The organism is Pseudoxanthomonas sp. G3 (genome assembly GCF_057654715.1).
Genome location: NZ_CM172805.1, coordinates 3,977,435 through 4,000,925, shown reverse-complemented (window position 1 = coordinate 4,000,925; position 23,491 = coordinate 3,977,435). Strand labels below are relative to the sequence as shown.

The window sequence follows — 23,491 nt, the reverse complement described above, 5'->3', positions numbered from 1 at the left end:
GGGTGAGATGGAGGAAAAGATGACGCATCGGACATTCGAGAGTCGTTAACCGACCGCCGCGCGCCGCCGTTCGAGCCACCATAGCAGTGCACTGGCGCAAAGCCATGCCAGGAACCAGGGCCATGCCGGCCCGCGCGCGCCGTCGGCCGCGGCCGGCGTTGTCGAAGAACCCGCCATCGTCACGCGCCGGGCGGTCTGCGCCTGCAGGTCGGCGACATGCAGCGCACGCGCATCGTCCGCGCGGCGAACGAAGAACGGCGTCGTGCTTTCGCCCGTGGTCAGTTGGTGCCAGCCCGGGATACGTGACCAGAAGCCCGCACAGCGCGCTGCGCCGGTCGCGGGATCACGCTGCAGCTGCGTCGTGCTGCCATCGGGGGCGACGATCCGTGCGTCATCGGCGATGCCGCAGAGCGAGGTGCGGACGCCCGCACGCGCGTCGCCCGGCACTGCCGCCAAGGCCTGCGTCCCCGCACGGGCCAGCGTGCCGAAGGCTTGCGACCACAGGGCCGCGTGCGTCTCGGGATGCCCCGACAGCACCAGCGCGTAGGTGTCGGTCGGCGTCCACAGACCGATGCGGCCGCGACCTACCGCATGCCACCAGGCGACCGGCGTGCCGGCGGCGTCGCGCAGCAGCGGCACGGTGTCGGCCGCCGGCGCGCGCGCTGCGCGTCTTGCCAACAGCGGCAGGCCGGCCGGCACCGCATCCGTGTCCACGGGCCGGTCTTCGGTCCCTGCACCGCGTCGCGCGCGCCAGGCATCGTCGTCTGGCGCAGGACGCGGCAAACGCAGCTCGACTTCGTCGTTGCCGACCACGGCGATGCCCAGCCAGCGCTGTACCGATGCCGGCAGCGGGCCGTCCGCGCGCACCAGCACGCCCAGGCCGCCGTCGCGCACCGCGGCCGCGAGCGCCGCGCGCTGGCCGTCACTCAGGCCCGCGACGCTGCGTGCGTCCAGCACGACCAGATCGAAGCGGCGCAACGTGTCCGCGGTCATCGGCAGCGGCGCGTCGCCGAGCTGCAAGCCACCGCCGAGGCTGACCTGCAGGCGCATCGGCATGCCGACATCGGTCGCCCAGCGACGCAGGTATTTCCACTCGGCGTTCGGCGCACCGGCGAGCGCCCACACGCGCGGAGCGGCGACGGCTTGTGTCCACACCGGTAACGATGCCGCATCGGCCACGGCGCCGCGCACGTCCAGAACCTCCACGCGGAACAGCGCAGGCCCAGGAAGGCGGGCGATACCGCGGAGGCGGAAGCGGCCCTGCGCGTCCAACGTCGCCGCATCGATGCGCTGGCCCGCGGGATCGCGCAGCACCACCGTCGCCTTCGGCATGCCATGCACGCGGCCGCCGGCGATGAAGCCATCACCGGGTGCTACGACATCCACCGCAGCCAGTTCGACCACGCCACGCGGCAGCGCCGAAGGCGAGAACGCCAGCGACCGCGCGCCAACCGCATCGCGGTCCCGCGCTTCCAGTCCGTCGCCGACGACGTGCAGCGTGTGCAGGTCGGGATGCTTGCGCAGCGCCGTCGCCAGATCCGGTACGCGCTCGACGCTCTCCATTGCCGGGGCTTCCGGCAGCGCGACGCGCGGCTGGCCCCGCAAGGCCGCCGGCGGTGCGACTGCGTCAGCGTTTGCCGTCATCACCACCAGCGTGCCGGCCGTGGCGGCCTGGCGCGGTGGCAGCAGGGTGGTGTACAGCAGCGCGGCGCAGACCGGTTGTAACGCGCACAACAGCAGGAAGCGCACCAGCGGGCCGCGCGCGTCGGCCGCCGCGCCGCGACGACGGGCCATCAATCGCACCCAGGCGACTACTACGCCCAGGGCGAGCAGGCCGGCCAGCAACGTGGGCAGGGAGGTGTGCAGGTTCATCGCGCCGGCTCCTGTTGCAGCGCGTCGAGGTAGCGCCGGCCCGCATCGTCTGGGGGCGCACGCCGCGGCACCTGCGCCGGCGGCTGTGGCGATGCGGACCACAGCAGCGCGCGCAGGCGCGCCCGGCAGGGCGCACACGCCGGGTCGCCGCGAACTTCGTCGATGGCGGCGAACAGGTCCAGCGCGTCCGGCACGCGCGTCTCGTTCGTGCGCAACCACGCCTGCAACGCATCCAGGTCCGCCACGTCGGCGGCCGCGCCGTCATGAGCCAGCGCACGCCACGCGCGGGCAGGCGCCGCGTCTGCATCGTCCGCCGTGCGTTCGAGCGGACCGAGCGCGCGCGCCACGATGCCCTTGCGCTCGCCCCCGAGCCGGCGCGTTTCGTCGATGGGCGGAAGCTCCGGCCCGACGCGCGCCAGGTAGATGCGCGTGGCCTGCTGCACCTGCTTGATGTATTCCAACGCCTTGTACGCGAACGGCAACGCCTGATCCGGACGGCCCTGGCGCAGGTGCAGTTCCGATTGCCACATCTGGTCCAGCGCCTTCTTCAACGTTGCGCGCGTCTCGGGGTCGAGCAGCGTCGCCGCTTCAGCGTGGTCGTGGGTGTGGCCATAGGCCTCGAGCACGTCGGCTTCGCGGCCGAAACTCGCGCCGGTCGCCGACGTCGCATGGTCGTGGCCGTCCTGTGCGGCGGGCGCCTCGCTCGCGTGGTCGTGCCCGTCGTCGTCCGCATGGTCGTCGTCGGTGTCGCTGGTCGGGGGCGGCTGCGGTTCGCCTTCGGCTTCCTCGCCGAGGAACTGGCCGTAACGTAGGCGAAGAATGCGCTGGTCCACGCCGATCCCGTCCGAGCGCGTGACGAACGTGTCCGCGGCGAGACTGCGTTTCTGCTTCTGCAGCGCCTCAGCGTCGATGATGATCTGGCGTTGGCTGCGGAAGTAGGCAGGCATCACCCTCTTCACCAGCCCGTCCAGTCCCGTGCTTTCCTGGCCGAGATCCGCCGGCCAGCGCAGGATCAGTCCCGGACTCTGCGCGCGCTGCGGCGACGGCGAACGGGTGTCCTGCACAGTGAGCTGGGCAATGAGGTCGTCGCCCACGGCCATGCCGAGCGCCTTCAGATCGAGCGAGGCGGTGAAGCGGCGCGCGGTCGCTGGACCGGTGCCGCGCAGCGTGATCGCCTGTTCCTTGAACGCGATGTTCTCGCCGCGGCCCTGCGCCAGCGTCAGCTTCAGCGTGGCCGCCGGGGCGATGCCGTAATCGTCGCGCGCTTCGAAGGCCAAGACCCAGCGCGCCTGTCCAACCGCCACCAGGCTCAGGCCTCGGTCCGGTGCCAGCACCTTCACTTGCGGCACGCGGTCGGGGATCGCATCCAAGCGGCGGAGTTTCGACGGCGGCTGCGCCTCGGTGCCGGCCGCGATCACCCGGTACAGCGTGGATTTCACCAGTACATGCGTCGCCTGCCAGGTGTCGCCCTCGCGGACCAGCGTGATGCGCTGGCCGTCGTGGAAGACGAGATCCGCGCGCGTGGGTTGCGGTTCGAAGCGCAGCGTCCAAGCCAGGCGCGAACCGGCAGGGGCTTTCGCGTCGAGCGTGGCTTCGTCGCGCGGTGGTTGGCCGGTGTAGGCCGGCGGTGCCACGTGCAGCCGCTGTGCGACGAGGCGCGGCACGCCGGGCACGACGGGTGTGTCCTCATCGGCGGGCGCGAGCGTGCCGGGCGCCGAGGTGCGCGCGGGCCACAGGGCGGCGAGGGCGACCACCCCGGCGGCGATGAGCCACATCGCCACGATGCGCGCCCAGGGCCACGGCGTGCGCAGGTCCGGCGCGGGCTGGGTGCGCAGGCGTTCGCGCACGCGCACCTGCTGCAACTGCTGCAACGGGCTCAGCGTCGCCGGGGGCGCCAACAGCAGATCGCTGCTGTCGTCCAGGTCTTTGCGGCGCGCATCCAGCTGGCGCACCAGCCAGGCGGTGTCGAACGCGCGTGTCCGTCGCCAGGCCAGCGCGGCCAGCAATGCGATGCCGACCACGGCCACCGTGACGGCCAACGCAGGCGATGCGGCACGCCACAGCACGCCGCCCACGGCGACGGGTACCGCGGCACCGAGCAGCAGCTGGCCGATGCCGGCGTAGCGTCGGACCTGGGCGAGGCGATCGAACGCCGAGTGCGTCATGGCGCCACGCTCCGCGTCCGTCGCGTCGCCATCCAGCGTTCGACCAGCACCAGCAGCGCGATCAACAGCGCCAGCCACGGTTGCAGGTCGCGCGGCGCCACCGGATAGGACGCACCGCCGCGGATCGGCGCGTAGTCGGCGGCCGACACGCGGGTGGGCGCTGCCGCTGGCGCATCGAACAGCGCGCGCAGGTGGTGCGGGAAGTCCGCGTCGACCAAGACCGGCATCGCGTCCGGGCGCAACGGCCGGGTGAAGCGCATCACCCGGCCACGGCCGTGTGCCGCGCCTTCGACGAGCGGCGTGCCGTCGGCATCGCGCCACGCCACGGAGGTCATGGCGATGCCGTCCAGCGTCGCGTCGCTAGCCAGCAACGCGGTGCCGCCCGCGGTGATCCACTGCGTCACCGTTGATGGCACCGGACCGGGCACCAGCCACACCAGCGGATGCGAGGGCGGCGGCAGCGGCTCGTCGTGCGTACCCGTCTGCAGGGGTACGGAGGTCGCGTTGGGCGGCATCCATGCGCGGGCCGCGGCGCGCAGGTAGCGCAGGCCGCGTTCATCGCCGGCAGCATGGCGAACGACGAGCGCGAGTGGCGACGGCGGGGCGGCGTTTGTCGCCGGCATCGCACCGTCGACGACGCGCCAGGCGATGTCGCGCGACAGCTGCGGACGCTCAGCATCGGCGCCCTGCAGCGTGGTCGGAACCAGCACCGTCAGCGCCACGCCCGCAGGTAATTCGGCATCCAACTGGCGCAGCAGGCTTCCGATGGGTGGCGTGCCCGCAGGCGGTGGTTCGTCCAGCGAGGGGAAGCCCGGCGCCAGCCAGTGCAGCCGCGTGCGTGGATCGGTGGCTTGCGCGCGCGCGAGGGCGGCATCGACGCCCGGTACGACGACTTGCCAGGGCCGGTCATCGTCCAGGCCCGACAACACCGGCCGGGCCAGCCACAGCGCGAGCAGCGCGAGCAGCAGCAACCGCAGCAGCAGCAGCGGCCACTCGTCGAAGCGGATGCGGTGGCGGGGTTTGGGTTTCTGCCGCAGCCAGCGCAGCGCGGCGAAGTCGGTCGGCGTCTGCTCATGCCGGCGCGCGAGATGCAGCAGCAACGGCAGCAGCAGGGCTGCGAGCGCCGCCAGGCCGGCCGGCAGCAGGAACGCCAGGCTCATGCGTACTCCGCCGCGTCGCGCGCGCCGAACAGCCGCCGCAGTGGCAGGTCCAGCGGCTGGTCGGTGTAATAGCGTGCGTGACGAATGCCGACGGCATCCAGGCGCGCATCCAGCACGCGCTGCGCATCAGCGAAGCGGCGCAGGTAGTCCGCGCGCAGGGCGGTCGCATCGCCCAGCAGCTCCTCTCCGGTTTCCGGGTCGCGGAAGCGGTGGCCGCCGGTGTAGGAGAAGTCGCGTTCTTCCGCCGTCAGCAGTTGGATCGCCAGCACTTCCCGCCGCGCGGACGCCAGGCGTTCGGCCAGCGCCGGCATCGCGTCGTCGAACCAGTCGCTCAGCACCAGCACCAGGTCGCCGGCGCCGATCCGTTCGAACACCGGACCCAGTCGGTCCTGTACGGGGAACGCGCCCTCAGCGCGCAGACCGTGCAGTGCAAGCAGCAGCTGGTCGCGTTGGCGCGCCCCCGTACCCGGGGCCACCAGCCGCACGCCCGTGCCATGCAGCACCAGCAGGCCGAAGCGATCGCCCTGGCGCAGCGCGAGTTCGGCGATGCAAGCGGCCAAGCTGCGCGCGGCGTCGAAGCGCATGCCGCGGTGGCCGTCGCGCTGCGTCATCGACGCGGTCGCATCGAGCACGATCCACACCGTCAGCGGACTCTCCCGTTCGGCCTCGCGCACGAAGAACCGGTCCGAGCGCGCGTAAAGTTTCCAGTCGATCTGGCGTAGTTCATCGCCGGGTTCGTAGGCGCGGTACTGGGCGAACTCCAGCCCCGCGCCGCGGCTGCGGCTGTGGTGCAGGCCGATCCCCTGCGTGCCGATCGCACGGCGCGCGGTCAGCCGCAGGTCCTTCAACCGGCTGCGGACGTCGGCGGGGATCAGGTCCTGAGCCACGGCGTCGCTCAGGGGGAGAGGGGCACGCCGCGCAGCAACGCGACGATCACGTCGTCCGCGCCGACCTGCTCGGCCTCGGCAGCGAACGACAACAGCAGGCGGTGGCGCATCACCGGCTTGGCCAGCGCCGCGATGTCCTCGCGCGTGGCCGCCAGTCGCCCATGCAGCAGTGCGCGCGCCTTCGCGGCGAGCACCAGCGACTGGCCGGCGCGCGGGCCCGCACCCCAGCGCACGTACTTGCGGACTTCATCGGGGACGCCGTCGCCGGGGCGACTGGCACGGACCAGCCTGGTGATCCAGCGCAGCAGGTCCTCGCTGACATGCACGTCGCGCACGTGCTTTTGCAGCGCCAGGACCGCCTCGCCTTCCATCACGCGCGGCACCGCGCCGCCCGCGCGGCCGGTCGTCTGGGCCAGAATGTCGTGCTCTTCCTGCTCGGTCGGATAATCGACGCGGATGTGCAGCAGGAAGCGGTCCAGCTGCGCTTCCGGCAACGGGTAGGTACCGGCCTGCTCGAGCGGATTCTGCGTGGCCAGCACGAAGAACGGCGAGGGCAGCGCATGGGTGGTGCCGGCATAGCTGACGGTGCGTTCCTGCATCGCTTCCAGCAACGCAGCCTGGGTCTTCGGCGGCGTGCGGTTGAGCTCGTCGGCGAGCAGCAGGTTCGTGAAGATCGGGCCGGGCTGGAAGCGGAAATGGCGATGGCCCGTGCCGTGGTCTTCCTCCAGCAACTCGGTACCGAGGATGTCGCTGGGCATCAGGTCCGGGGTGAACTGCACGCGGCGGAACTGCAGGTGCAGCGCCTGGCCGAGCGAACGGACCAGCAGCGTCTTGCCGAGCCCGGGCACGCCTTCGAGCAGGCAGTGGCCGCCGGCCAGCAGGCCGATCAGCAGCTGCTCCACCACGTCCTGCTGGCCGACGATGGCCTGGCCGATGGCGGCGCGGAGTTCGCCGAGCTTGGCGAGCTGGTGCTGGAGGTCGGATTCGGTGAGGGCGTTCATGCGGGTTCCATGGGGGTTGTAGCGCGGAGCTTGCTCCGCTGCTGTTCTGTTCGTGTCGCGAGGATCAGCGGAGCAAGCTCCGCTCTACGGGGAGCGAGGCTCATGTCGTCAATGCATAGACCACGAGATTCACGCCGAACTTGGTGTTGTCCTCGGCCAGGAAGCGCTTGTTGCGCCAGTCGTAATCCCACTCGCAGCCGTAGTCCTTGTTGCTGTAGAGCACGCCGAGGCGGCCGTTCATCTCGATGCCCTGCAGGTACTCGTGCACCAGATCGTCGCCCCAGCCGTTGAGCTCGAAGCTGGTCGCCGGCGGGCCGTCGAACTTGAAGAACGAAGAATAGATCGCGTGCGTGTTCGGCAGCTTCTTCATCGCCCTCGCGCCGAAGATCGACGCCATCTGCGCCTCGAACGACTTGGCGAACAGGCCGTCGATGTCGTGGTTGCAGTCATCGACAAACACGAAGCCGCCGTTGCGCACGTAACGCTCGAAATGCCGCCGCTCCACCGGATTGAACTCGACCAGCTTGTGGCCGGCCAGGTAGCAGAACGGCGCGGTGAGCATGCGCGGGTCGGACAAGGCCAGCACATGCTCCTTCGGGTCCACCCGCAGGCTGGTGTAATCGATCAGCGAGGTGATGAGGTTGGACGGCATGCGCGCGTCCACGTCCCAGTCGCCGGAGTCGTACTTCAGGCGGGTGAACCAGAAGTCGTAGGCGCCGGCGGCGCGTGCTTGCCGGGGCAATGCCGCCGTCACCATGCCGCCGAGCATCAGGTGCAGGAATTGTGCTCGCGTTAGCCGGGAGTGGAGCAAAGCCGGGAGTCTCTGAGAGCCCCTCTCCTGACGGCGACCGCAGGAAGTCCCGGTGGGAGAGAGGGGTTGGGGTGAGGGGCGATGGAGTCCTGACGGTGCAGGCATCATGGACTGCGCTCGCCCCTCATCCGCCCTTCGGGCACCTTCTCCCGAGGGGAGAAGGAGAAAGCGTTACACCGCGTCCGACAACGAGGTGAAGGTGAAGTCGCGCAGCTTCATCGGTGGAATCATCATGACGAAGCTGGACTCGTCGCCGGCCACGCGCACCGGCTTGCCCAGTTCCTCGATGTTGTTGAGCATGATCACCGGCGATTCGTTGAAGCGGAAGTTCTTCACCGGGTGCTTGATCTGCCCGTTCTCGATGTAGAACGTGCCGTCGCGGGTCAGGCCGGTCAGCAGCACGGTCTGCGGGTCGACCATGCGGATGTACCAGGTACGCGTGACCAGAATGCCCTTCTGCGTGCCGGCGACCAGTTCGGACGTCGACTTGGTGCCGCCCGCCATCAGCAGGTTGCCCGGTGAGCCCACCGCACGCTTGCCCTGTTTCTGTGCCCAGAAGCGCGAGTACTCCAGGTTGACCACCTTGCCGTTCTCGACGATGGCCATCTTCTCGCGCGGCAGGCCTTCGCTGTCCCACGGCATCACTTCCGCGCCGGGGTGCCACGGGTCTGCGCTGATGTTCACGCGCGGGTCGTAGACCTGCTCGCCCAGCTTGTTGCCGCCGCCCTTCTTGGACAGGAAGCTCCGGCCTTCGTCCGCCTGGCGCGCGTCGAAGAAGTTCATCATGAAAGAGATCAGGCCCGCGGCCGCGGCCGGTTCCAGGATCACCGTGTACTTGCCCGGCTCCAGCGCCTTCGCCTCGGCCGATTCGCTGGCCTTGCGCATCGCGGTACGGATGTCGCTGTCGGCCTTGAAGGCGCTGGCGTCCTTCAGGTTGCGGCCGACCCACCCAGAACCGCGGCCGTCCTCGGTGCGCACCGTGCAGGTGTAGTTGAAGGCGGTCGCGCGCTGGTAACCGAAGTTGCCCTTGCTGTTGGCGAAGGCGACGAAGCTCTGGCCGTCTTCCAGGAAGCCCGCGGCGATCAGCTTCTCCGCCTTGCAGGGGCCGATCGAATCGGCGGCGACCTGAGCGCGGAATTCAGGGGTGATGGCGGCGGTGGATTCGCTGAACGTGGGACTGGGCTTGTAGGTCTGCTTCTCCACGGCCGGCATGAACTCGGGGTTCTCCGGGGCGAGGCGGGCGAGGTCTTCGGCGCGGCGGACCACGCGTTCCAGCGCGGCGTCGTCGAATTCGTTGATCGTCGCGATGCCCACGCGCTTGCCGAACGCCACCTGCACGCCCAGGTCGGTGTTGCTGACGATGCCGCTGGTGGAGACGTTGTTCAGCGCGAAGCGGATGTTGCCGTCGACGGAACCGGTGAGGGAGGCGGTGCACTCGTCGGCGGTGGAGAGCGCGATGACCTTGTCCAGGATGGCCTTGGCCTGCGCTTCGGTGAGGATGCTCATGTGGGATGTTCTCCTTGTAGAGCGGAGCTTGCTCCGCTGCTCTTCGTTGTTTGACAGGACCTACGATCCGGTGCAGCCGAGCGCGCTCGGCTCTACAGGCCTCATCCCAGGCTGCGGGCGGTGTTGATGACGTTGATGCCGTTGAAGCGCGCGGTGGACGACCCGTGCGAGACCGCGGACACCTGGCCGGGCTGGCCCTTGCCGTCGAAGAACGAACCGCCCAGGCGGTAGTCGCTCTCGTCGCAGACGGCGCTGCAGGCGTTCCAGAACTCCGGCGTGCGGATCTGGTAGGCCACGTCCTCGATCTGCTGGGTGATCTTGCCGTTCTTGATCTCGTAGAAGAGCTGGCCGCCGAACTGCGCGTTGTAGCGCTGCTGGTCGATCGAGAACGAGCCGTCGCCGATGATGTAGATGCCGTTCTCGACGTCCTTCACCATGTCGGCCACGGACAACTTGGTCTTGCCGGCGGCCAGCGAGACGTTGGCCATGCGCTGGAACTGCACGCTGCTCCACGAGTCGGCGTAGCAGCAGCCATCGGATTCGGTCTTGCCCAGGATGTGGGCCTGGTCGCGGATGGTCTGGTAGTCGACCAGCTTGCCGGCGCTCACCAGGTCCCAGCGCTTGGTCTTCACGCCCTCGTCGTCGTAGCCGACCGCGCCCAGGCTACCGGGCTGGGTCTTGTCGGCGAACAGGTTCACCAGTTCGCTGCCGTACTGGAAGCGCTGCTCGCGCTTGTCCAGGGTGGCGAAACTGGTGCCGGCGTAGTTGGCTTCGTAGCCGAGCACGCGGTCCAGCTCCAGCGGATGGCCGACCGATTCGTGGATGGTCAGCCAGGTGTGCGAGGGATCCAGCACCAGGTCGTACTTGCCGGGCTTGACCGACGGCGCGGTCAGCTTCGCGCGCGCCTGCTTGGCCGCGGCGATGGCGTCTTCCTTCATGTCGTAAGACAGGCCGTAGTTGATCACGCCGTTGGGCGAGGTGAACTTCTGGCCGGCGTCACCGTCCAGGTACTCGTAGCCCAGGCCCATCGGGGCGGACAGGCCGTCGCGGGTGCGGAACTTGCCGCTGGCCTTGTCGATGGCGGTGACGGTCATCGGTACCCAGATGCGGTGCACGTCCTGGTCGATGTAGGAACCGTCGGTGCTGGCGAAGTACTTCTGCTCGTTGACCAGGAACATCATCGAGTTGACGAAGTCGGCGCCGGCGTTGATCGCCGCGGCGTTGACGCCCAGCAGCAGATCGACCTTGTCCTTGATCGGCACCTCCATCGCGTTCTTCTTGATCGGCGTCTTCCACGACACTTCGCCGAAGCCCGGCGCCTTGGCCAGCTGCACCGGCGCGGTCTGGGTCTTGCTGTTGGCCTTGGCGATGGCGGCGGCCTGGCGCGCGGCGGCGGCCACGCCCTCGGCGGTCAGCGTGTTGGTGGCGGCGAAGCCCCAGGCGCCATTGGCGATCACGCGGATGCCGGCACCGGTGGACTCGGTATTCACCACGTTCTGCACCTTGTCCTCGCGCGTGATGACGAACTGGCGCAGGTAGCGGCCGATGCGCACGTCGCAGTAGGTCGCGCCGACCTGCTTGGCCGCGGCCAGCGCGGCATCGGCGAGGCGCTTCTTGAAGGCGACATCGAGGGTGGACTGGAGTTGCTCGGCGGCGATCGCCTTGCCGAGGAAGGACGGCACCATCAGGCCGCCCAGGCTGAGGCCGGTCATGGCCAGGAAGTCACGACGTTGCAAGGCAATTCTCCACCGGTTGGGCCTGCCGGACGGCAGGCGGGGCTGCGACGTTGGTGCGTCGGCCCGCGCAGTCCCCGCGCAGGTCGTTCCCGATTCTTGCCCTGCGTGCCGACAGCGTCAAATGACTTTCGGCATAGATGAAGCCCGTCATCGTGATCGAACGAATCATCCGGGGTTTGCGCGCAGACCTCGAACCGTCATCCCAGCGTATGCTGGGATCCATCTTGCTCTTGCTCCGAATCTGGAAGATCAAAGGCCAAATGGGTCCCAGCGTGCGCTGGGACGACGGCTGAACATCTATCCGAGGCTGCGGGCGGTGTTGATGATGTTGATGCCGTTGAAGCGCGTGGTGGCCGAGCCATGCGACACGGCCGATACCTGGCTGGGCTGGCCCTTGCCGTCGAAGAACGAGCCGCCCAGGCGGAAGTCGCGCGCGTCGCAGATCGCGGCGCAGGCGTTCCAGAACTCCGGCGTGCGGATCTGGTAGGCCGCGTCCTCGACCTGGCGGGTGACCTGGCCGTTCTTGATCTCGAAATACAGCTGCCCGCCGAACTGCGCGTTGTAGCGCTGCTGGTCGATGGAATACGAGCCGCGGCCATGGATGTACAGGCCGTTCTCGACGTCCTTCACCATCTCTGCCACCGTCAGCTGCGCCTTGCCCGGCGCCAGCGAGACATTGGCCATGCGCTGGAATTGCACGCTGCTCCACGAATCGGCATAGCTGCAGCCGTGCGAGGCGTCCTCGCCGAGGATGTGCACCTCGTCGCGGGTCGCTTGGTAGTTCACCAGCACGCCGTCCTTCACCAGGTCCCAGCGCCGGGTCTTCACGCCTTCGTCGTCGAAACCCACGGCGCCCAGGCTGCGCGGCTCGGTCTTGTCGGCGGTGAAGTTGACGATCGGGCTGCCCCACTGGAAGCGCTGCTCGCGCTTGTCCAGCGTGGCGAAGCTGGTGCCGGCGTAGTTGGCCTCGTAGCCGAGCACGCGGTCCAGCTCCAGCGGGTGGCCGACGTTCTCGTGGATGGTGAGGAACAGGTTGGACGGATCCAGCACCAGGTCGTACTTGCCGGGCTTCACCGAGGGCGCGGTCAGCTTGGCGCGCGCCTGCTTCGCCGCCGCGACGATGTCCTCGCGCAGGTCATAGGAGGCGCCGTAGGCGACCACGCCGCCCGGCAGCGCGAACCTGTCGGCCGGGTTCGCATCCAGGTACTCGTAGCCCATGCCCATCGGGGCAGAGAGTCCATCGCGCGTCTTGAACCTGCCCGTCGCCTTGTCCACCACCGTCACGGTGAAGGGCAACCAGATGCGGTGCACGTCCTGGTCGATGTATGAACCGTCGGTGCTGGCGAAATACTTCTGCTCGTTGATCACGAACATGCGCGAGGCGGCGAAGCTGGCGCCCGCGGCCAGCGCGGTAGCGTTGGCGTCCAGCAGCAGATCGACCTTCTCCTTCACCGACACGGCCATCGCGTTCTTCACGATCGGCGTCTTCCACGCCACCTCGCCGACGCCGGCGAGCGGCGCCAGCTGCACCGGCTTGCCCTGGATGCGCGCGTTGGCGCGGGCGATCGCCACGGCCTGGCGCGCCGCCGCGGCCACGCCCTCGGGGCTCTGGTCGTTCGTCGCCGCAAATCCCCACGCGCCCTGCACGATCACGCGTACGCCGACGCCTGAAGATTCGGTGTTCACCACGTTCTGCACCTTGTCCTCGCGGGTGATCAGCGACTGCCGCAGGTAGCGGCCGATGCGGACGTCGCAGTAGGTCGCGCCCGCCGCGGTGGCGGCACCCATGGCGGCATCGGCCAAGCGCTTCTTCTTGGCCACGTCGCCCGGTTGGAGCAGGGCTTCGGCGGCGATCACGCGGGTGCCAGGCAGGGCCAGCCCGGCGAAGGCGAGGCCACCGAGGGTCAGGAAGTCGCGTCGCTGCATGCGGGAATCCGGGCGAGGGAAGCACTGGACTGTCGTCGGCGTGCCGCGCAGCGTCAAGTGACGCCGGTCATGGCCGGGTGACGTGGTGCACAATGCGCAATCACCGCAGGAGTCGCCGCGCATGAAATCCCGTCCGGTCGCCAGGCCCGAGAACGACGACGAACAGCCGCGCCTGGCGGTGCTGATCGATGCCGACAACGCCCAGCCCGCCGTCATCGAAGGCCTGCTGGCGGAAACGGCCAAGTACGGCGTGGCCAGCGTGAAGCGGATTTACGGCGACTTCACCAGCACGCGGATGACGCAGTGGAAGCAGGCGCTGCTGAAGCACTCGATCAACCCGGTGCAGCAGTTCGCCTATACCAGCGGCAAGAACGCCACCGACAGCTCACTGATCATCGACGCGATGGACCTGATGTACACGCGGCGCTTCGATGGCGTGTGCCTGGTCTCCAGCGACAGCGACTTCACCCGCCTGGCCCAGCGCCTGCGCGAAGAAGGCCTGACGGTCTACGGCTTCGGCGAACGCAAGACACCGGATGCGTTCGTGCAGGCCTGCGACAAGTTCATCTATGTCGAAGTGCTGCGCAGCGAAGTGCCCGCGCCGCCCGTTCCGCCGCCGGCGCCGCAGAAGCCAGCCAAGAAGGCCGCCAAGCCGGCGACGAAGAAGCCGACCGGGCAGGCCGAGCCGACCGCGGCGCCGATCGTGGAACAGGGCAGACATGAATCGCTACCGCTGCGGCTGATCCGTCAGGCCATCGAAGACGCCAGCGACGACCAGGGCTGGGCGTTCTTGGGCAGCGTGGGCAGCTACCTCAACAAGGTGCGCCCGGACTTCGACACGCGCCTGTACGGCCACAAGAAGCTTAGCGATCTGCTGAAGGCGCACCCGCGCCACTTCACGGTGGAAGAGCGCGCTGGCGAGAACGGCGTGAAGCGCATCTATGTCCGTTCCGCGTAGCGTGCACCATGCGCATGGTCTCATGATCCTTCCGGCCATGCCGGGTCGTGCGCGGGGCGCACGCTACGTGGCATGACCAAACCCTTCGCCCCCTCGTGCGAACGAAACCAAGGACCGATCCTCGATGTCCTGCGGCGCCACCTCGGCGGCGCGCGCCGCGTGCTCGAGGTCGGCAGCGGCACCGGCCAGCACGCGGTGCATTTCGCCGCGGCGATGCCGTGGCTGGCGTGGCAAAGCAGCGACCGTGCGGACAACCTGCCGGGCATCGCGGCGTGGCTGGACGATGCAGCGCTGGCGAACACGCCGCCCGCGATCGAACTCGATGTCGACGGACCTTGGCCCGCGACGACGTTCGATGCGGTCTTCACCGCCAACAGCTTGCACATCATGGGCTGGCCGCAGGTAGAGGCGTTCTTCGGCGGGGTCGGCGCGGTCTTGGAAGCGGGGGGTCTGCTGGTGGTGTACGGCCCCTTCAACTACGGCGGTGAGTTCACCAGCGAGAGCAACCGCGCGTTCGAGCAGTGGCTGAAGGACCGCGATCCTGCGTCGGGAATCCGCGATATCGAAGCCGTCGATGCGCTGGCGCGCGGCATCGGCCTGCGCCTGATCGAGGACAACGCGATGCCGGCTAACAACCGTTGCCTCGTCTGGCGGCGAGGCACCTGACGCATCAGGGAATGAAAGTCTGTTCCGGGTCGTCGAACGACTTGAACTCCAGCGCGTTGCCCGACGGATCGAACAGGAACATCGTGACGTGCTGGCCGGGCTTGCCCTTGAGCCGCAGGTGCGGCTGCTCGTGGAACGGAATGCCGGCGGCTTTGAGCCGCATCGCCAACGCCTCCCACGCCGCGCGATCCAGGTTCATGCCGAAGTGCGGCACCGGCACCGCCTCGCCATCGAAGCGGCCGCTGTGCAGCGGTTCGCCATCGCCGCCGATATGCGCGACGAGATGGTGGCCGAAGAAGTCGAAGTCCTGGTACGACGTGTCGCTGCGGCCCATCGGGCAGCCCATCGTGTCGCCGTAGAAGCGGCGCGCCTCGTCCAGGTCGCGCACGGGGAAGGCCAGGTGGAACTGGCTGATCGTGGCGGCGACGGCATTCACGACGCGACCTCCAGCCGCGGCGCGTGCGCCTCGAGGATGTTCTGCCAGAACAGGTTCCACGCGGTGATGCTGCGTTCGTAGCCGCGGGCCAGCTCCGGCAGCACGCTCGGATCCTGGCGCAGGTACTCATCGATCGCCGCGCGCGTCAGCTCGCCGTGGACGATGTCCTCTTCGCCGGTGTGGATCGTCCAGAACTCCCAGTCGATCGTCTCCTCATGCGCGCGCAGATAGGGATGCGTGCGCATGTGCTCGAACATCACCGACAGGTAGGTTTGGCACAGGCACTCGCCGCCCATGCCGCGCAGGCCCACGCCGTAAGCGACCGGGTTTCGCGTCAGGTCGCGGGTGAGGCCCTGCAGGATGCGCGCGTTCGCGGGCAGCGGCTGTTCGATGTCGCGCTCGTCCACGCCGATGCTGGCCAGGAAGCGGTCGTAGACGGTCGGGTGCGCGCGCGCCGGGTCGCCTTCGCCCAGTTCCTCCGACAAGATCTGGGCGAGCAAGCTGCGCAGGCCGCCGAACGGCAGCCGCGAGACCAGCAGCGCGAGATCGGTGATGTAGTCGATGGTGAAGAACCGGTACTGCACGCAGAAGCCGCGCAGCTCGGCGATGTCGAGGCCGGGAAGGACCTTCATGCGCTGTGCGGCCAGCGCTTCGGTGGCTTCCTTCGCAGCGTCGGCGAAGCGCCAGAATTGCTCCCGGGTCATGGGCTGGTCTTGCATTGCATCGCTCCTGGGTGGGCCAGTGCGCAGCGCGGCGGAAGCGCGCGTGCACGCCGTCGTCACCGATGATGGAGTTCGCCGACGTGAGAAGAACGTGCACACAGAACATGAATACGCGACGCGAGCGCAGTAGAGAACAGGTGTCGGGCAAGGCTCATGGATGTGAAGAGAAGCCGCCTTGTTTGCATGCCGCGATTGCTAGCATCGCTGCGACGAACTGGACGCGACCATCGCGATACGGCCCGCATGAACCGCAACATGACCGACCCTGCGAGCGAAGGCGTGCGGCTGCTGTGGACCAGCGGTTGGGATTCCACCTTCCAGCTGCTGCGCCTGTTGCTGGTGCATCGCCTGCCGGTGACGCCCTACTACCTGGAAGATCCCACGCGGCCTTCCACGCGCACCGAATTGATGGCGATTGCGCGGATCACCGATGCCCTGCATGCGCAGTATCCGCATACACGCGCGTTGCTGCAGCCACTGCGCCGCTTCCGGGTTGCCGACCTGGAACCCGACGCCGGCATCGCCGAGGCGCTGCGCGAGGTGCGCACGCGCATGTACATCGGCAGCCAGTACGCGTGGCTGCCGATGTTCTGCAAGCAGCACGGCGTGGACGGCATCGAGATGAGCGTGCACGTGGACGACAAGGTACAGGCGCTGCTGTCCTCGCGCGTGGTCGCCTTCCAGCAGGCGGGTACCTATCGCAGCGTGCGCGTGGCGCCGGGCCAGGCGGGCACGCCGGAGCACACGCTGTTCCGCTATTTCAGCTTCCCGCTGTTCTCCATCGACAAGCGCGCGATGGAGAAGGAGGCGCGTCTGGCCGGGTGGGGCGCGCTGATGGAGATGACGTGGTTCTGCCACCGCCCGCTGCTCGGCAAGCCGTGCGGTGCCTGCGCGCCGTGCGTCTACACGATCGAGGAAGGTCTGGCCTGGCGCGTGCCCCGCACGCGGCGCGCGCTGTCGTTCGTCTACCGCACGTTCGCGCGGCCCCTGAAGCCTCCGCTGCGCCAGGCGCTGGCATCGCTGCGGGGGAACCGCGCCTAGATCGCGGCGCGAAAAGAAGAAACCCCGCCGAAGCGGGGTTTCCGGTCACGCGGCCTGCACGATGTGCAGCGCCTTCGGGTTGCGCCACAAGCCCAGCAGCTCGGCCTCGCGCGCCTTGGCGGCGTGCAGGTGCTTTTCCTTGACGTGCCCGTAGCCGCGGATGTGCTCGGGAATGCTGGCGATCTCCACGGCCAGTCCCAGCTTGCCGGCATCCAGCGCGCCGAGCAGTTCGGTCACGGTCTGCTCGTAGTCGGCTATCAGCTGGCGCTCGCCCTTGCGCTCGTCGGTGTAGCCGAACACGTCGAAGGTGCCGCCGCGAAGGAAGCGCAGCTTCGCCAGCAAGCCGAAGGCCTTGAACACCCACGGGCCGTATTCCTTCTTCATCAGCCGGCCGTGCGCGTCCTTCTTGGCGAACAGCGGCGGCGCCAGGTGGAAGTGCACCTCGTAGTCGCCCTCGAACTGCTGTTCGAGACGGCGCTTGAACTCGCCGCTGGTGTACAGGCGCGCAACTTCGTACTCGTCCTTGTACGCCATGAGCTTGAAGAAGTAGCGGGCCACCGCCTCGGTCAGCGCGGTCGAACCCGGCGCGCGGGTGTTCTCCGCGTTGCGCACCTTCGTCACCAGGGCGGTGTAGCGCGCGGCGTAGGCCGCGTCCTGGTACTCGGTGAGGAAGGACGTGCGGCGTGCGATCAGCTCATCCAGCGAGCGCGACAGGCGCAGGTCATCCAGTGGCAGGAAAGCGACGTCGCCTCCCTGCGCGCCGTCTTCGGGCAGGCCGCGCAGTTCGCTTTCGTTGCCCGGGTTGCGCGGCGCGGCGTTGGCGCCCCACTCGGTGCTTTCCCATTCGCCCGGCGGCAGCACCTGCAGGGCGCGCGGGGTGCGCTCGCTCTCGGTCTGCGTGTTGCGGATCAGGCCTGCGGCTTCCTGCACGGCCTGCGGATTGACCACCGCCAGCCGGCCCCACGCGAAGGCCGTCTTGTTCATCTCGATGGCGGCGCCATTGAGCTCCACCGCACGCATGATGGCCTCGAACGAGATCGGCACCAGGCCCTGCTGCCAGGCGTAGCCCAGCATGAAGAGATTGCTGGCGATCGCGTCGCCCATCAGCGCAGTGGCCACCTGGGTGGCGTCCACGAGCATCGGCTCGCGGCCCCCCAGCGCGACCTTCACGCCGGCGATGATGTCGGTGGCGGGGAACTGCATGTCCGGATGCGTGGTGAACGTGCCCGGCATCGCTTCGTAGGTGTTCAACACCACCTGCGAGCGCTCGCCGCGCACCTTCGACAGCACCCAGTAGTCGTTGACCACGACCATGTCGCAACCGAGCACCAGGTCGGCTTCGCCGGCGGCGATGCGCACGGCGTGGATGTCCTCCGGCGTGCGCGCGATGCGGATGTGCGTGGTCACGGCGCCGCCCTTCTGCGCCAGGCCGGTCTGGTCGAGCACGCTGGCGCCCTTGCCTTCCAGGTGGCCGGCCATGCCGAGCAGCGCGCCGATGGTCACCACACCGGTACCGCCGACGCCGGTGATCAGGATGTTCCAGGGCTGCGCCAGGTCCGACTTGAAGGCCGGCGCCGGCAGCGACGCCAACAGGTCGGCGGCATTGGCCTTCTTGCCCTTGCGCGGGTTGCCGCCATGCACGGTGACGAAGCTGGGGCAGAAGCCGTCGACGCAGCGGAAATCCTTGTTGCAGTTCGACTGGTCGATCTCGCGCTTGCGGCCGAACTCGGTTTCCTTCGGCAGCACCGACACGCAGAAGCTCTTCACGCCGCAGTCGCCGCAGCCTTCGCAGACCAGGGTGTTGACCATCGTGCGCTTGGCCGGGTCCGGCAGCTTGCCGCGCTTGCGGCGGCGGCGCTTCTCGGTGGCGCAGACCTGGTCGTAGATCAGGATGGAGACACCCTTCACCTCGCGCAGGCGGCGCTGCACGTCGTCCAGTTCCTTGCGGTCGAAGAACTCCACGCCCGACGGGAAGATCTCGCGCTTGCTCCACTTGCCGACTTCGTCGCTGACCACGACGATCGTGTCCACGCCTTCGGCGCGCATCATGTGCGCGATCTGCGGCACCGACAGCGTGCCGTCCACCGGCTGTCCGCCGGTCATCGCCACCGCGTCGTTGTAGAGGATCTTGTAAGTAATGTTCACACCGGTAGCCACCGACTGGCGCACCGCCAGCGAGCCGGAGTGGAAGAACGTGCCATCGCCCAGGTTCTGGAAGACGTGCTCGGTCTCGGTGAACGGCGCCTGCCCCGACCACGTCACGCCTTCGCCGCCCATGTGGGTGAAGGTGTCGGTGTCGCGATCCATCCACGTCACCATGTAGTGGCAGCCGATGCCGCCGAGCGCGCGCGAGCCTTCCGGCACCACCGTCGAGGTATTGTGCGGGCAGCCGGAGCAGTAGTGCGGCACGCGCGGGAAGTTCGCACGCGGCAGCGCCATCTCGGCTTCCTTCTCCTCCATCCAGCGCAGGCGCTGCTCGATGGATTCGGTCGTGAAGAAGCGCTGGATGCGCTTGCCGATCACGCCGGCGATGGTGGCCGGGGTCAGCTCGCCGGTGCTCGGCAGGATCCACTCGCCGCCTTCGTCGTACTTGCCGACGATGGACGGGCGCGTGCCCGCGTTGGCCGGCCAGTTGTAGAAGTACTCCTTCATCTGCCGCTCGATGAAGGCGCGCTTCTCCTCCACCACGACGATGTCTTCCAGGCCGCGGGCGAACGCGGTGATGCCGACCGGCTCCAGCGGCCACGTCATGCCCACCTTGTAGACGCGGATGCCGATGTCGGCGCAGGCCTGTTCGTCCAGGCCCAGGTATTCCAGCGCCTGCAGCACGTCCAGGTAGCTCTTGCCGGTGGTGACGATGCCCAGCCGCGCGCGCGGCGAGTCCAGCACGATGCGGTCCACGTTGTTCGCCCGGGCGAAGGCCTGCGCGGCCGCCACCGCGTACTTGTGCAGGCGCATTTCCTGGTCCAGCGGCGGGTTCGGCCAGCGAATGTTGAGCCCGCCCGCCGGCATCGCGAAATCCTCTGGCAGCACGATCTCGCGCGCGAACGGATCCACCTGCACCGACGCCGACGATTCCACCGTTTCGGCGATGGTCTTGAAGCCGATCCAGCGGCCCGTGTACCGGCTCATCGCCCAGCCCACCAGGCCCAGGTCGAGGATGTCCTGCACGCCGGCCGGATTGAGGATCGGCATCATCGCGCTGACGAACTCGTCTTCCGAGCCGTGCGGCAGCGTCGAGCTGCGGCAGTTGTGGTCGTCCGCCGCCAGCGCCAGCACGCCGCCGAACTTCGAGGTGCCGGCCGCGTTGCCATGCTTGAACACGTCGCCGCAGCGATCCACGCCGGGACCCTTGCCGTACCACATCGAGTACACGCCATCGACCTTGGCGCCGGGGAACAGGTTGGTCTGCTGCGTGCCCCACACCATCGTGGCGCCGAGGTCCTCGTTCAGGCCCGGGGTGAATTTCACGCCCGCGGATTCGAGGTGCTTGCGCGCGCGCCACAGCTCGAGATCGAAGCCACCCAGCGGGCTGCCGCGGTAGCCGCTGATGAAGCCGGCCGTGTTCAGGCCCGCGGCCTGGTCGCGCAGGCGCTGCATCAGTGGCAGCCGGACCAGCGCCTGCACGCCGCTCAGGTAGATGCGGCCGTCGGTGCGGGTGTACTTGTGCTCCAGCGTGTAGTCGCTGTCGATCACCCCGATCTGCGGCGTGTTGGCGGACGAGGGCGAGGTGAGTTCGGCGGTGCTGGTCATGGCGGGCCCGTGCAAGCGGCTGGCGTGGCCCGATAACCCCTCGGGCGCGAAGGCGCGCATTGTAACAGCGGGCTTTTGTGTGACGCCGGTCACTTCGCCATTGTGCGTTGCAGCGGTTAGGATGGGGTCGGGGGAATCGACTGCAGTCTGGGGGACGTCGTGAAATTCGCTAAATACATGCTGCTGGCCACCGTGCTGGCATCCGGGGTGTTGTCCGCGCAGGCGCAGACGGTGCCTAAGCCGAAGGAGTTCTATTTCGACGAGGACAAGTTCGCCGTCCGCGAGATCGTCGTGGTGCAGGGCGAAGGCGAAGCCCTGGTGCAGGCCCTCGTGCGCGAGCGCGAGCGAGGCCGCAAGCCCACGGAAGCGACCGCGCAGCTGGCGCACGTCGCCTTCACCGAGGGGCGCGTGGACCTGGGCAAGCAGCTGTACGAGCAACTGCTGGCTAGCAGCGACGTCAATGGCAGCCTCGGCCGCGCGTTCCGCTGGAACTACGGCTGGGATCTCTACCGCAACGGCGAACACCAAGCTGCGCTCGGCCAGTGGCTGCCTCTGCTGGGGACGGCCGGCGGTCCTTCATGGGCGCCGCCCACGCTGGCGCTGGCGCTGTGGAAGCTGGACCGCAAGGCCGAGGCGGTGCAGTGGTACGGCGCGGCCGTCCGCACCGAGCCGCTGTTGTGGACCGATGCCCGCAACTACCCCACCTTGTTGCCCGCGTGGCAGCAGGAAGACCGCGACACGCTGGCCGAAGTACTGGGCGCCTGGCAGGCCAACCCGCCGCGCTGGCCGTAACGCGTACCATCGGCAGATGAAGGCGCGCACCGCGCGCCATCCCTGTCCACACGATGCGCATACTTGCTTCGCTGTGCCTGGCGACGGCGTTGGCCGCCGCCATCGGCCAGCCCGCCACCGCCGCCGACCGCATCGCCGGCCGCGCCTTCGCTACCCGCTCCGACGTCATCGCCCCGCATGCGATGGCGGCCACCTCGCATCCGCTGGCCACGCAGATCGCGCTGGACGTGATGAAGCAGGGCGGCACCGCGATGGATGCGGCCATCGCCGCCAACGCCGCGCTTGGCCTGATGGAGCCCACCGGGAACGGCATCGGCGGCGACCTGTTCGCCATTGTCTGGGATCCGAAGACGAAGAAGCTGCACGGCTACAACGGCTCGGGTCGTTCGCCGAAATCGCTGACGCTCGATTACTTCACCCAGCACGGCATCACCGACATCCCCGCACATGGACAGTTGCCGGTCAGCGTGCCGGGCACCGTCGATGCGTGGTTCGCGCTGCACGAGCGATTTGGCAAGCTGCCGGTGAAGGACTTGCTGGCGCCCACGATCCGCTACGCGCGCGAGGGCCACCCGGTCCACCAGACGATCGCCTACTACTGGGACCGCTCGGTGCCGCGGCTGTCGAAGTTCCCCGGCTTCACCGAGCAGTTCACGATCGGTGGGCGCGCACCACGCACCGGCGAGATGTGGAAGAACCCTTACCTGGCCAACACGCTGCAGAAGATCGCCGACGGCGGCCGCGACGCGTTCTACAAGGGCGACATCGCGCGCACGATCGACGCGTACTTCAAGGCCAACGGCGGCTTCCTGTCGTACGAGGACATGGCGGCGCACCACGGCGAATGGGTCGAACCGGTCAGCACGCGCTACCGCGGCGTCGACGTGTGGGAGCTGCCGCCGAACGGGCAGGGCATCGCCGCGCTGCAGATGCTCAACGTGCTGGAAGGCTATGACTTCAGCAAGATTCCGTTCGGCAGTCCCGAGCACGTGCACCTGTTCGTCGAAGCGAAGAAGCTGGCCTTCGCCGATCGCGCGCGCTGGTATGCCGATCCCGCCTTCCAGCCCGCGCCGGTCGCGCGCCTGATCTCCAAGCCGTATGCGCGTGAGCGCGCGAAGCTGATCTCGCCGGACAAGGTGCTGCGCGAAGTGCAGCCGGGCACGCCGAAGGAGCTGGAGGAAGGCGACACGATCTACCTGACCGTCGCCGACAAGGACGGAATGATGGTCTCGCTGATCCAGTCCAACTACCGCGGCATGGGCAGCGGCATGACGCCGACGGGCCTGGGTTTCATCCTGCAGGACCGCGGCGAGATGTTCGTGCTGCAGGGCTGCGAAGATGCCACGCCGCATCCGAACTGCTACGCGCCGGGCAAGCGCCCGTTCCAGACGATCATTCCCGCCTTCATCACCAAGGACGGGCAGCCGTGGGTCAGCTTCGGCGTGATGGGCGGCGCCATGCAGCCGCAGGGCCACGTGCAGATCGTGATGAACCTGGTCGACTTCGGCATGACCCTGCAGGAAGCCGGCGACGCACCGCGCATCCAGCACGACGGTTCCACCGAACCGGTCGGCAGCGCCGCCCCGATGACCGACGGCGGCGTGGTGCAGCTGGAATCCGGCTATCCCTACGAAACCATCCGCGCGCTGATGGACAAGGGCCACCACGTCGAATGGGCCCTCGGCCCTTACGGCGGTTACCAGGCCATCAAGCGCGACCCGAAGACCGGCGTGTACTACGGCGCCAGCGAGAGCCGCAAGGATGGGCAGGCGGCGGGGTATTGAGGGATTCGCGATGCTGGGACGCTATTGGTTTCAGGTTGATCGTGGCCTCGTGTATGGCGTGACCGCGATGTCGACCGAAGATGCGCATGGTCTGCTCGCGCACCACGGGTACCCGCGCATCGATGAGAGGATCACGGGCGTCATTGAGGATGTCGCCCTGACGCCCTGGACGCCTCGCATGTGGTGCGCAACGCAGGGCCTGTGATTATCCGCGGCGTGTGGTATCCACGTCACAACCTCTAGCTGCGTAGGACGGGTTGAGCGCGAGCGTTCGA

General features: G+C 68.4%; 18 protein-coding genes. 6 read left to right on the top strand and 12 right to left on the bottom strand.

The window, feature by feature from the left end; genetic code table 11:
- Positions 1–45: 45 nt before the first annotated feature.
- The 9 genes from AC23D6_RS19115 to AC23D6_RS19075 form a co-directional block, all read right to left on the bottom strand.
- Positions 46–1,872 (bottom strand): carboxypeptidase regulatory-like domain-containing protein, encoded by a 1,827-nt coding sequence (locus AC23D6_RS19115; RefSeq protein WP_487750778.1) that lies wholly within the window; start codon positions 1,870–1,872, stop codon positions 46–48.
- Positions 1,869–4,037 carry a hypothetical protein gene (locus AC23D6_RS19110; RefSeq protein ID WP_487750777.1) on the bottom strand — a complete coding sequence of 723 codons (2,169 nt, stop codon included), beginning with the start codon at positions 4,035–4,037 and terminating at the stop codon, positions 1,869–1,871. The genes AC23D6_RS19115 and AC23D6_RS19110 overlap by 4 nt, the downstream gene beginning before the upstream one ends.
- Positions 4,034–5,197, bottom strand: a complete 1,164-nt coding sequence (locus AC23D6_RS19105) for a BatA domain-containing protein (RefSeq protein WP_487750776.1) — start codon at positions 5,195–5,197, stop codon at positions 4,034–4,036. Before AC23D6_RS19105 ends, AC23D6_RS19110 begins: the two co-directional genes overlap by 4 nt.
- Complete coding sequence (locus tag AC23D6_RS19100; RefSeq protein WP_487750775.1) at positions 5,194–6,084, bottom strand: DUF58 domain-containing protein; 891 nt, start codon at positions 6,082–6,084, stop codon at positions 5,194–5,196. The genes AC23D6_RS19105 and AC23D6_RS19100 overlap by 4 nt, the downstream gene beginning before the upstream one ends.
- A gap of 8 nt (positions 6,085–6,092) precedes the next feature.
- A complete protein-coding gene (locus tag AC23D6_RS19095) occupies positions 6,093–7,085 on the bottom strand; it encodes an AAA family ATPase (protein ID WP_487750774.1) in 993 nt (330 codons plus the stop codon).
- A gap of 100 nt (positions 7,086–7,185) precedes the next feature.
- Positions 7,186–7,854 (bottom strand): DUF4159 domain-containing protein, encoded by a 669-nt coding sequence (locus tag AC23D6_RS19090; protein WP_487750773.1) that lies wholly within the window; start codon positions 7,852–7,854, stop codon positions 7,186–7,188.
- A 213-nt stretch (positions 7,855–8,067) separates the two neighbouring features.
- Positions 8,068–9,402, bottom strand: coding sequence for a TldD/PmbA family protein (locus AC23D6_RS19085; protein ID WP_487750772.1), 1,335 nt, complete (start codon positions 9,400–9,402; stop codon positions 8,068–8,070).
- A gap of 101 nt (positions 9,403–9,503) precedes the next feature.
- The gene (locus AC23D6_RS19080; RefSeq protein ID WP_487750771.1) at positions 9,504–11,138 is read right to left on the bottom strand and encodes a TldD/PmbA family protein; all 1,635 of its coding nucleotides are present in this window, start codon (positions 11,136–11,138) and stop codon (positions 9,504–9,506) included.
- A 297-nt stretch (positions 11,139–11,435) separates the two neighbouring features.
- Positions 11,436–13,064, bottom strand: coding sequence for a TldD/PmbA family protein (locus AC23D6_RS19075; RefSeq protein WP_487750770.1), 1,629 nt, complete (start codon positions 13,062–13,064; stop codon positions 11,436–11,438).
- A gap of 121 nt (positions 13,065–13,185) precedes the next feature.
- Between AC23D6_RS19075 and AC23D6_RS19070 the strand changes: the two genes are divergently transcribed.
- Positions 13,186–14,022, top strand: coding sequence for an NYN domain-containing protein (locus tag AC23D6_RS19070; RefSeq protein WP_487750769.1), 837 nt, complete (start codon positions 13,186–13,188; stop codon positions 14,020–14,022).
- A gap of 72 nt (positions 14,023–14,094) precedes the next feature.
- On the top strand, positions 14,095–14,688 hold the full coding sequence (locus AC23D6_RS19065) for a DUF938 domain-containing protein (RefSeq protein WP_487750768.1): 594 nt from the start codon (positions 14,095–14,097) through the stop codon (positions 14,686–14,688).
- Positions 14,689–14,692: 4 nt separating this feature from the next.
- On the opposite strand, the gene AC23D6_RS19060 is transcribed toward AC23D6_RS19065, so the two are convergent.
- Both AC23D6_RS19060 and AC23D6_RS19055 read right to left on the bottom strand, forming a co-directional pair.
- Positions 14,693–15,124, bottom strand: a complete 432-nt coding sequence (locus AC23D6_RS19060; protein ID WP_487750767.1) for a VOC family protein — start codon at positions 15,122–15,124, stop codon at positions 14,693–14,695.
- Positions 15,121–15,843, bottom strand: coding sequence for an iron-containing redox enzyme family protein (locus tag AC23D6_RS19055; protein WP_487750766.1), 723 nt, complete (start codon positions 15,841–15,843; stop codon positions 15,121–15,123). The genes AC23D6_RS19060 and AC23D6_RS19055 overlap by 4 nt, the downstream gene beginning before the upstream one ends.
- Before the next feature lie 258 nt (positions 15,844–16,101).
- Between AC23D6_RS19055 and AC23D6_RS19050 the strand changes: the two genes are divergently transcribed.
- Positions 16,102–16,887, top strand: a complete 786-nt coding sequence (locus AC23D6_RS19050; protein WP_487750765.1) for a hypothetical protein — start codon at positions 16,102–16,104, stop codon at positions 16,885–16,887.
- A gap of 45 nt (positions 16,888–16,932) precedes the next feature.
- Here the strand turns inward: AC23D6_RS19050 and AC23D6_RS19045 are convergent, their stop codons facing one another.
- Complete coding sequence (locus tag AC23D6_RS19045) at positions 16,933–20,640, bottom strand: indolepyruvate ferredoxin oxidoreductase family protein (RefSeq protein ID WP_487750764.1); 3,708 nt, start codon at positions 20,638–20,640, stop codon at positions 16,933–16,935.
- 159 nt (positions 20,641–20,799) lie between these two features.
- On the opposite strand from AC23D6_RS19045, the gene AC23D6_RS19040 reads away from it, so the two are divergent.
- The 3 genes from AC23D6_RS19040 to AC23D6_RS19030 are packed head-to-tail and all read left to right on the top strand — an operon-like array spanning position 20,800 to position 23,421.
- Positions 20,800–21,432, top strand: a complete 633-nt coding sequence (locus AC23D6_RS19040) for a tetratricopeptide repeat protein (RefSeq protein WP_487750763.1) — start codon at positions 20,800–20,802, stop codon at positions 21,430–21,432.
- A gap of 53 nt (positions 21,433–21,485) precedes the next feature.
- Positions 21,486–23,216: a gamma-glutamyltransferase gene (ggt, locus tag AC23D6_RS19035; protein ID WP_487750762.1), complete on the top strand. Its 1,731-nt coding sequence runs from the start codon at positions 21,486–21,488 to the stop codon at positions 23,214–23,216.
- A 10-nt stretch (positions 23,217–23,226) separates the two neighbouring features.
- Positions 23,227–23,421, top strand: a complete 195-nt coding sequence (locus AC23D6_RS19030) for a hypothetical protein (RefSeq protein WP_487750761.1) — start codon at positions 23,227–23,229, stop codon at positions 23,419–23,421.
- The last annotated feature ends 70 nt before the right edge of the window (positions 23,422–23,491 follow it).

What these genes read in the sequence shown, in the direction of transcription:
- AC23D6_RS19070 (WP_487750769.1), top strand. Translation starts at nt 13,186, where the DNA reads ATGAAATCCCGTCCGGTCGCCAGGCCCGAGAACGACGACGAACAGCCG.
- AC23D6_RS19090 (WP_487750773.1), bottom strand. Translation starts at nt 7,854, where the DNA reads ATGCTCGGCGGCATGGTGACGGCGGCATTGCCCCGGCAAGCACGCGCC.
- AC23D6_RS19110 (WP_487750777.1), bottom strand. Translation starts at nt 4,037, where the DNA reads ATGACGCACTCGGCGTTCGATCGCCTCGCCCAGGTCCGACGCTACGCC.
- AC23D6_RS19115 (WP_487750778.1), bottom strand. Translation starts at nt 1,872, where the DNA reads ATGAACCTGCACACCTCCCTGCCCACGTTGCTGGCCGGCCTGCTCGCC.
- AC23D6_RS19065 (WP_487750768.1), top strand. Translation starts at nt 14,095, where the DNA reads ATGACCAAACCCTTCGCCCCCTCGTGCGAACGAAACCAAGGACCGATC.
- AC23D6_RS19075 (WP_487750770.1), bottom strand. Translation starts at nt 13,064, where the DNA reads ATGCAGCGACGCGACTTCCTGACCCTCGGTGGCCTCGCCTTCGCCGGG.
- AC23D6_RS19030 (WP_487750761.1), top strand. Translation starts at nt 23,227, where the DNA reads ATGCTGGGACGCTATTGGTTTCAGGTTGATCGTGGCCTCGTGTATGGC.
- AC23D6_RS19055 (WP_487750766.1), bottom strand. Translation starts at nt 15,843, where the DNA reads ATGCAAGACCAGCCCATGACCCGGGAGCAATTCTGGCGCTTCGCCGAC.
- AC23D6_RS19050 (WP_487750765.1), top strand. Translation starts at nt 16,102, where the DNA reads ATGACCGACCCTGCGAGCGAAGGCGTGCGGCTGCTGTGGACCAGCGGT.
- AC23D6_RS19045 (WP_487750764.1), bottom strand. Translation starts at nt 20,640, where the DNA reads ATGACCAGCACCGCCGAACTCACCTCGCCCTCGTCCGCCAACACGCCG.
- AC23D6_RS19105 (WP_487750776.1), bottom strand. Translation starts at nt 5,197, where the DNA reads ATGAGCCTGGCGTTCCTGCTGCCGGCCGGCCTGGCGGCGCTCGCAGCC.
- AC23D6_RS19095 (WP_487750774.1), bottom strand. Translation starts at nt 7,085, where the DNA reads ATGAACGCCCTCACCGAATCCGACCTCCAGCACCAGCTCGCCAAGCTC.
- ggt (WP_487750762.1), top strand. Translation starts at nt 21,486, where the DNA reads ATGCGCATACTTGCTTCGCTGTGCCTGGCGACGGCGTTGGCCGCCGCC.
- AC23D6_RS19085 (WP_487750772.1), bottom strand. Translation starts at nt 9,402, where the DNA reads ATGAGCATCCTCACCGAAGCGCAGGCCAAGGCCATCCTGGACAAGGTC.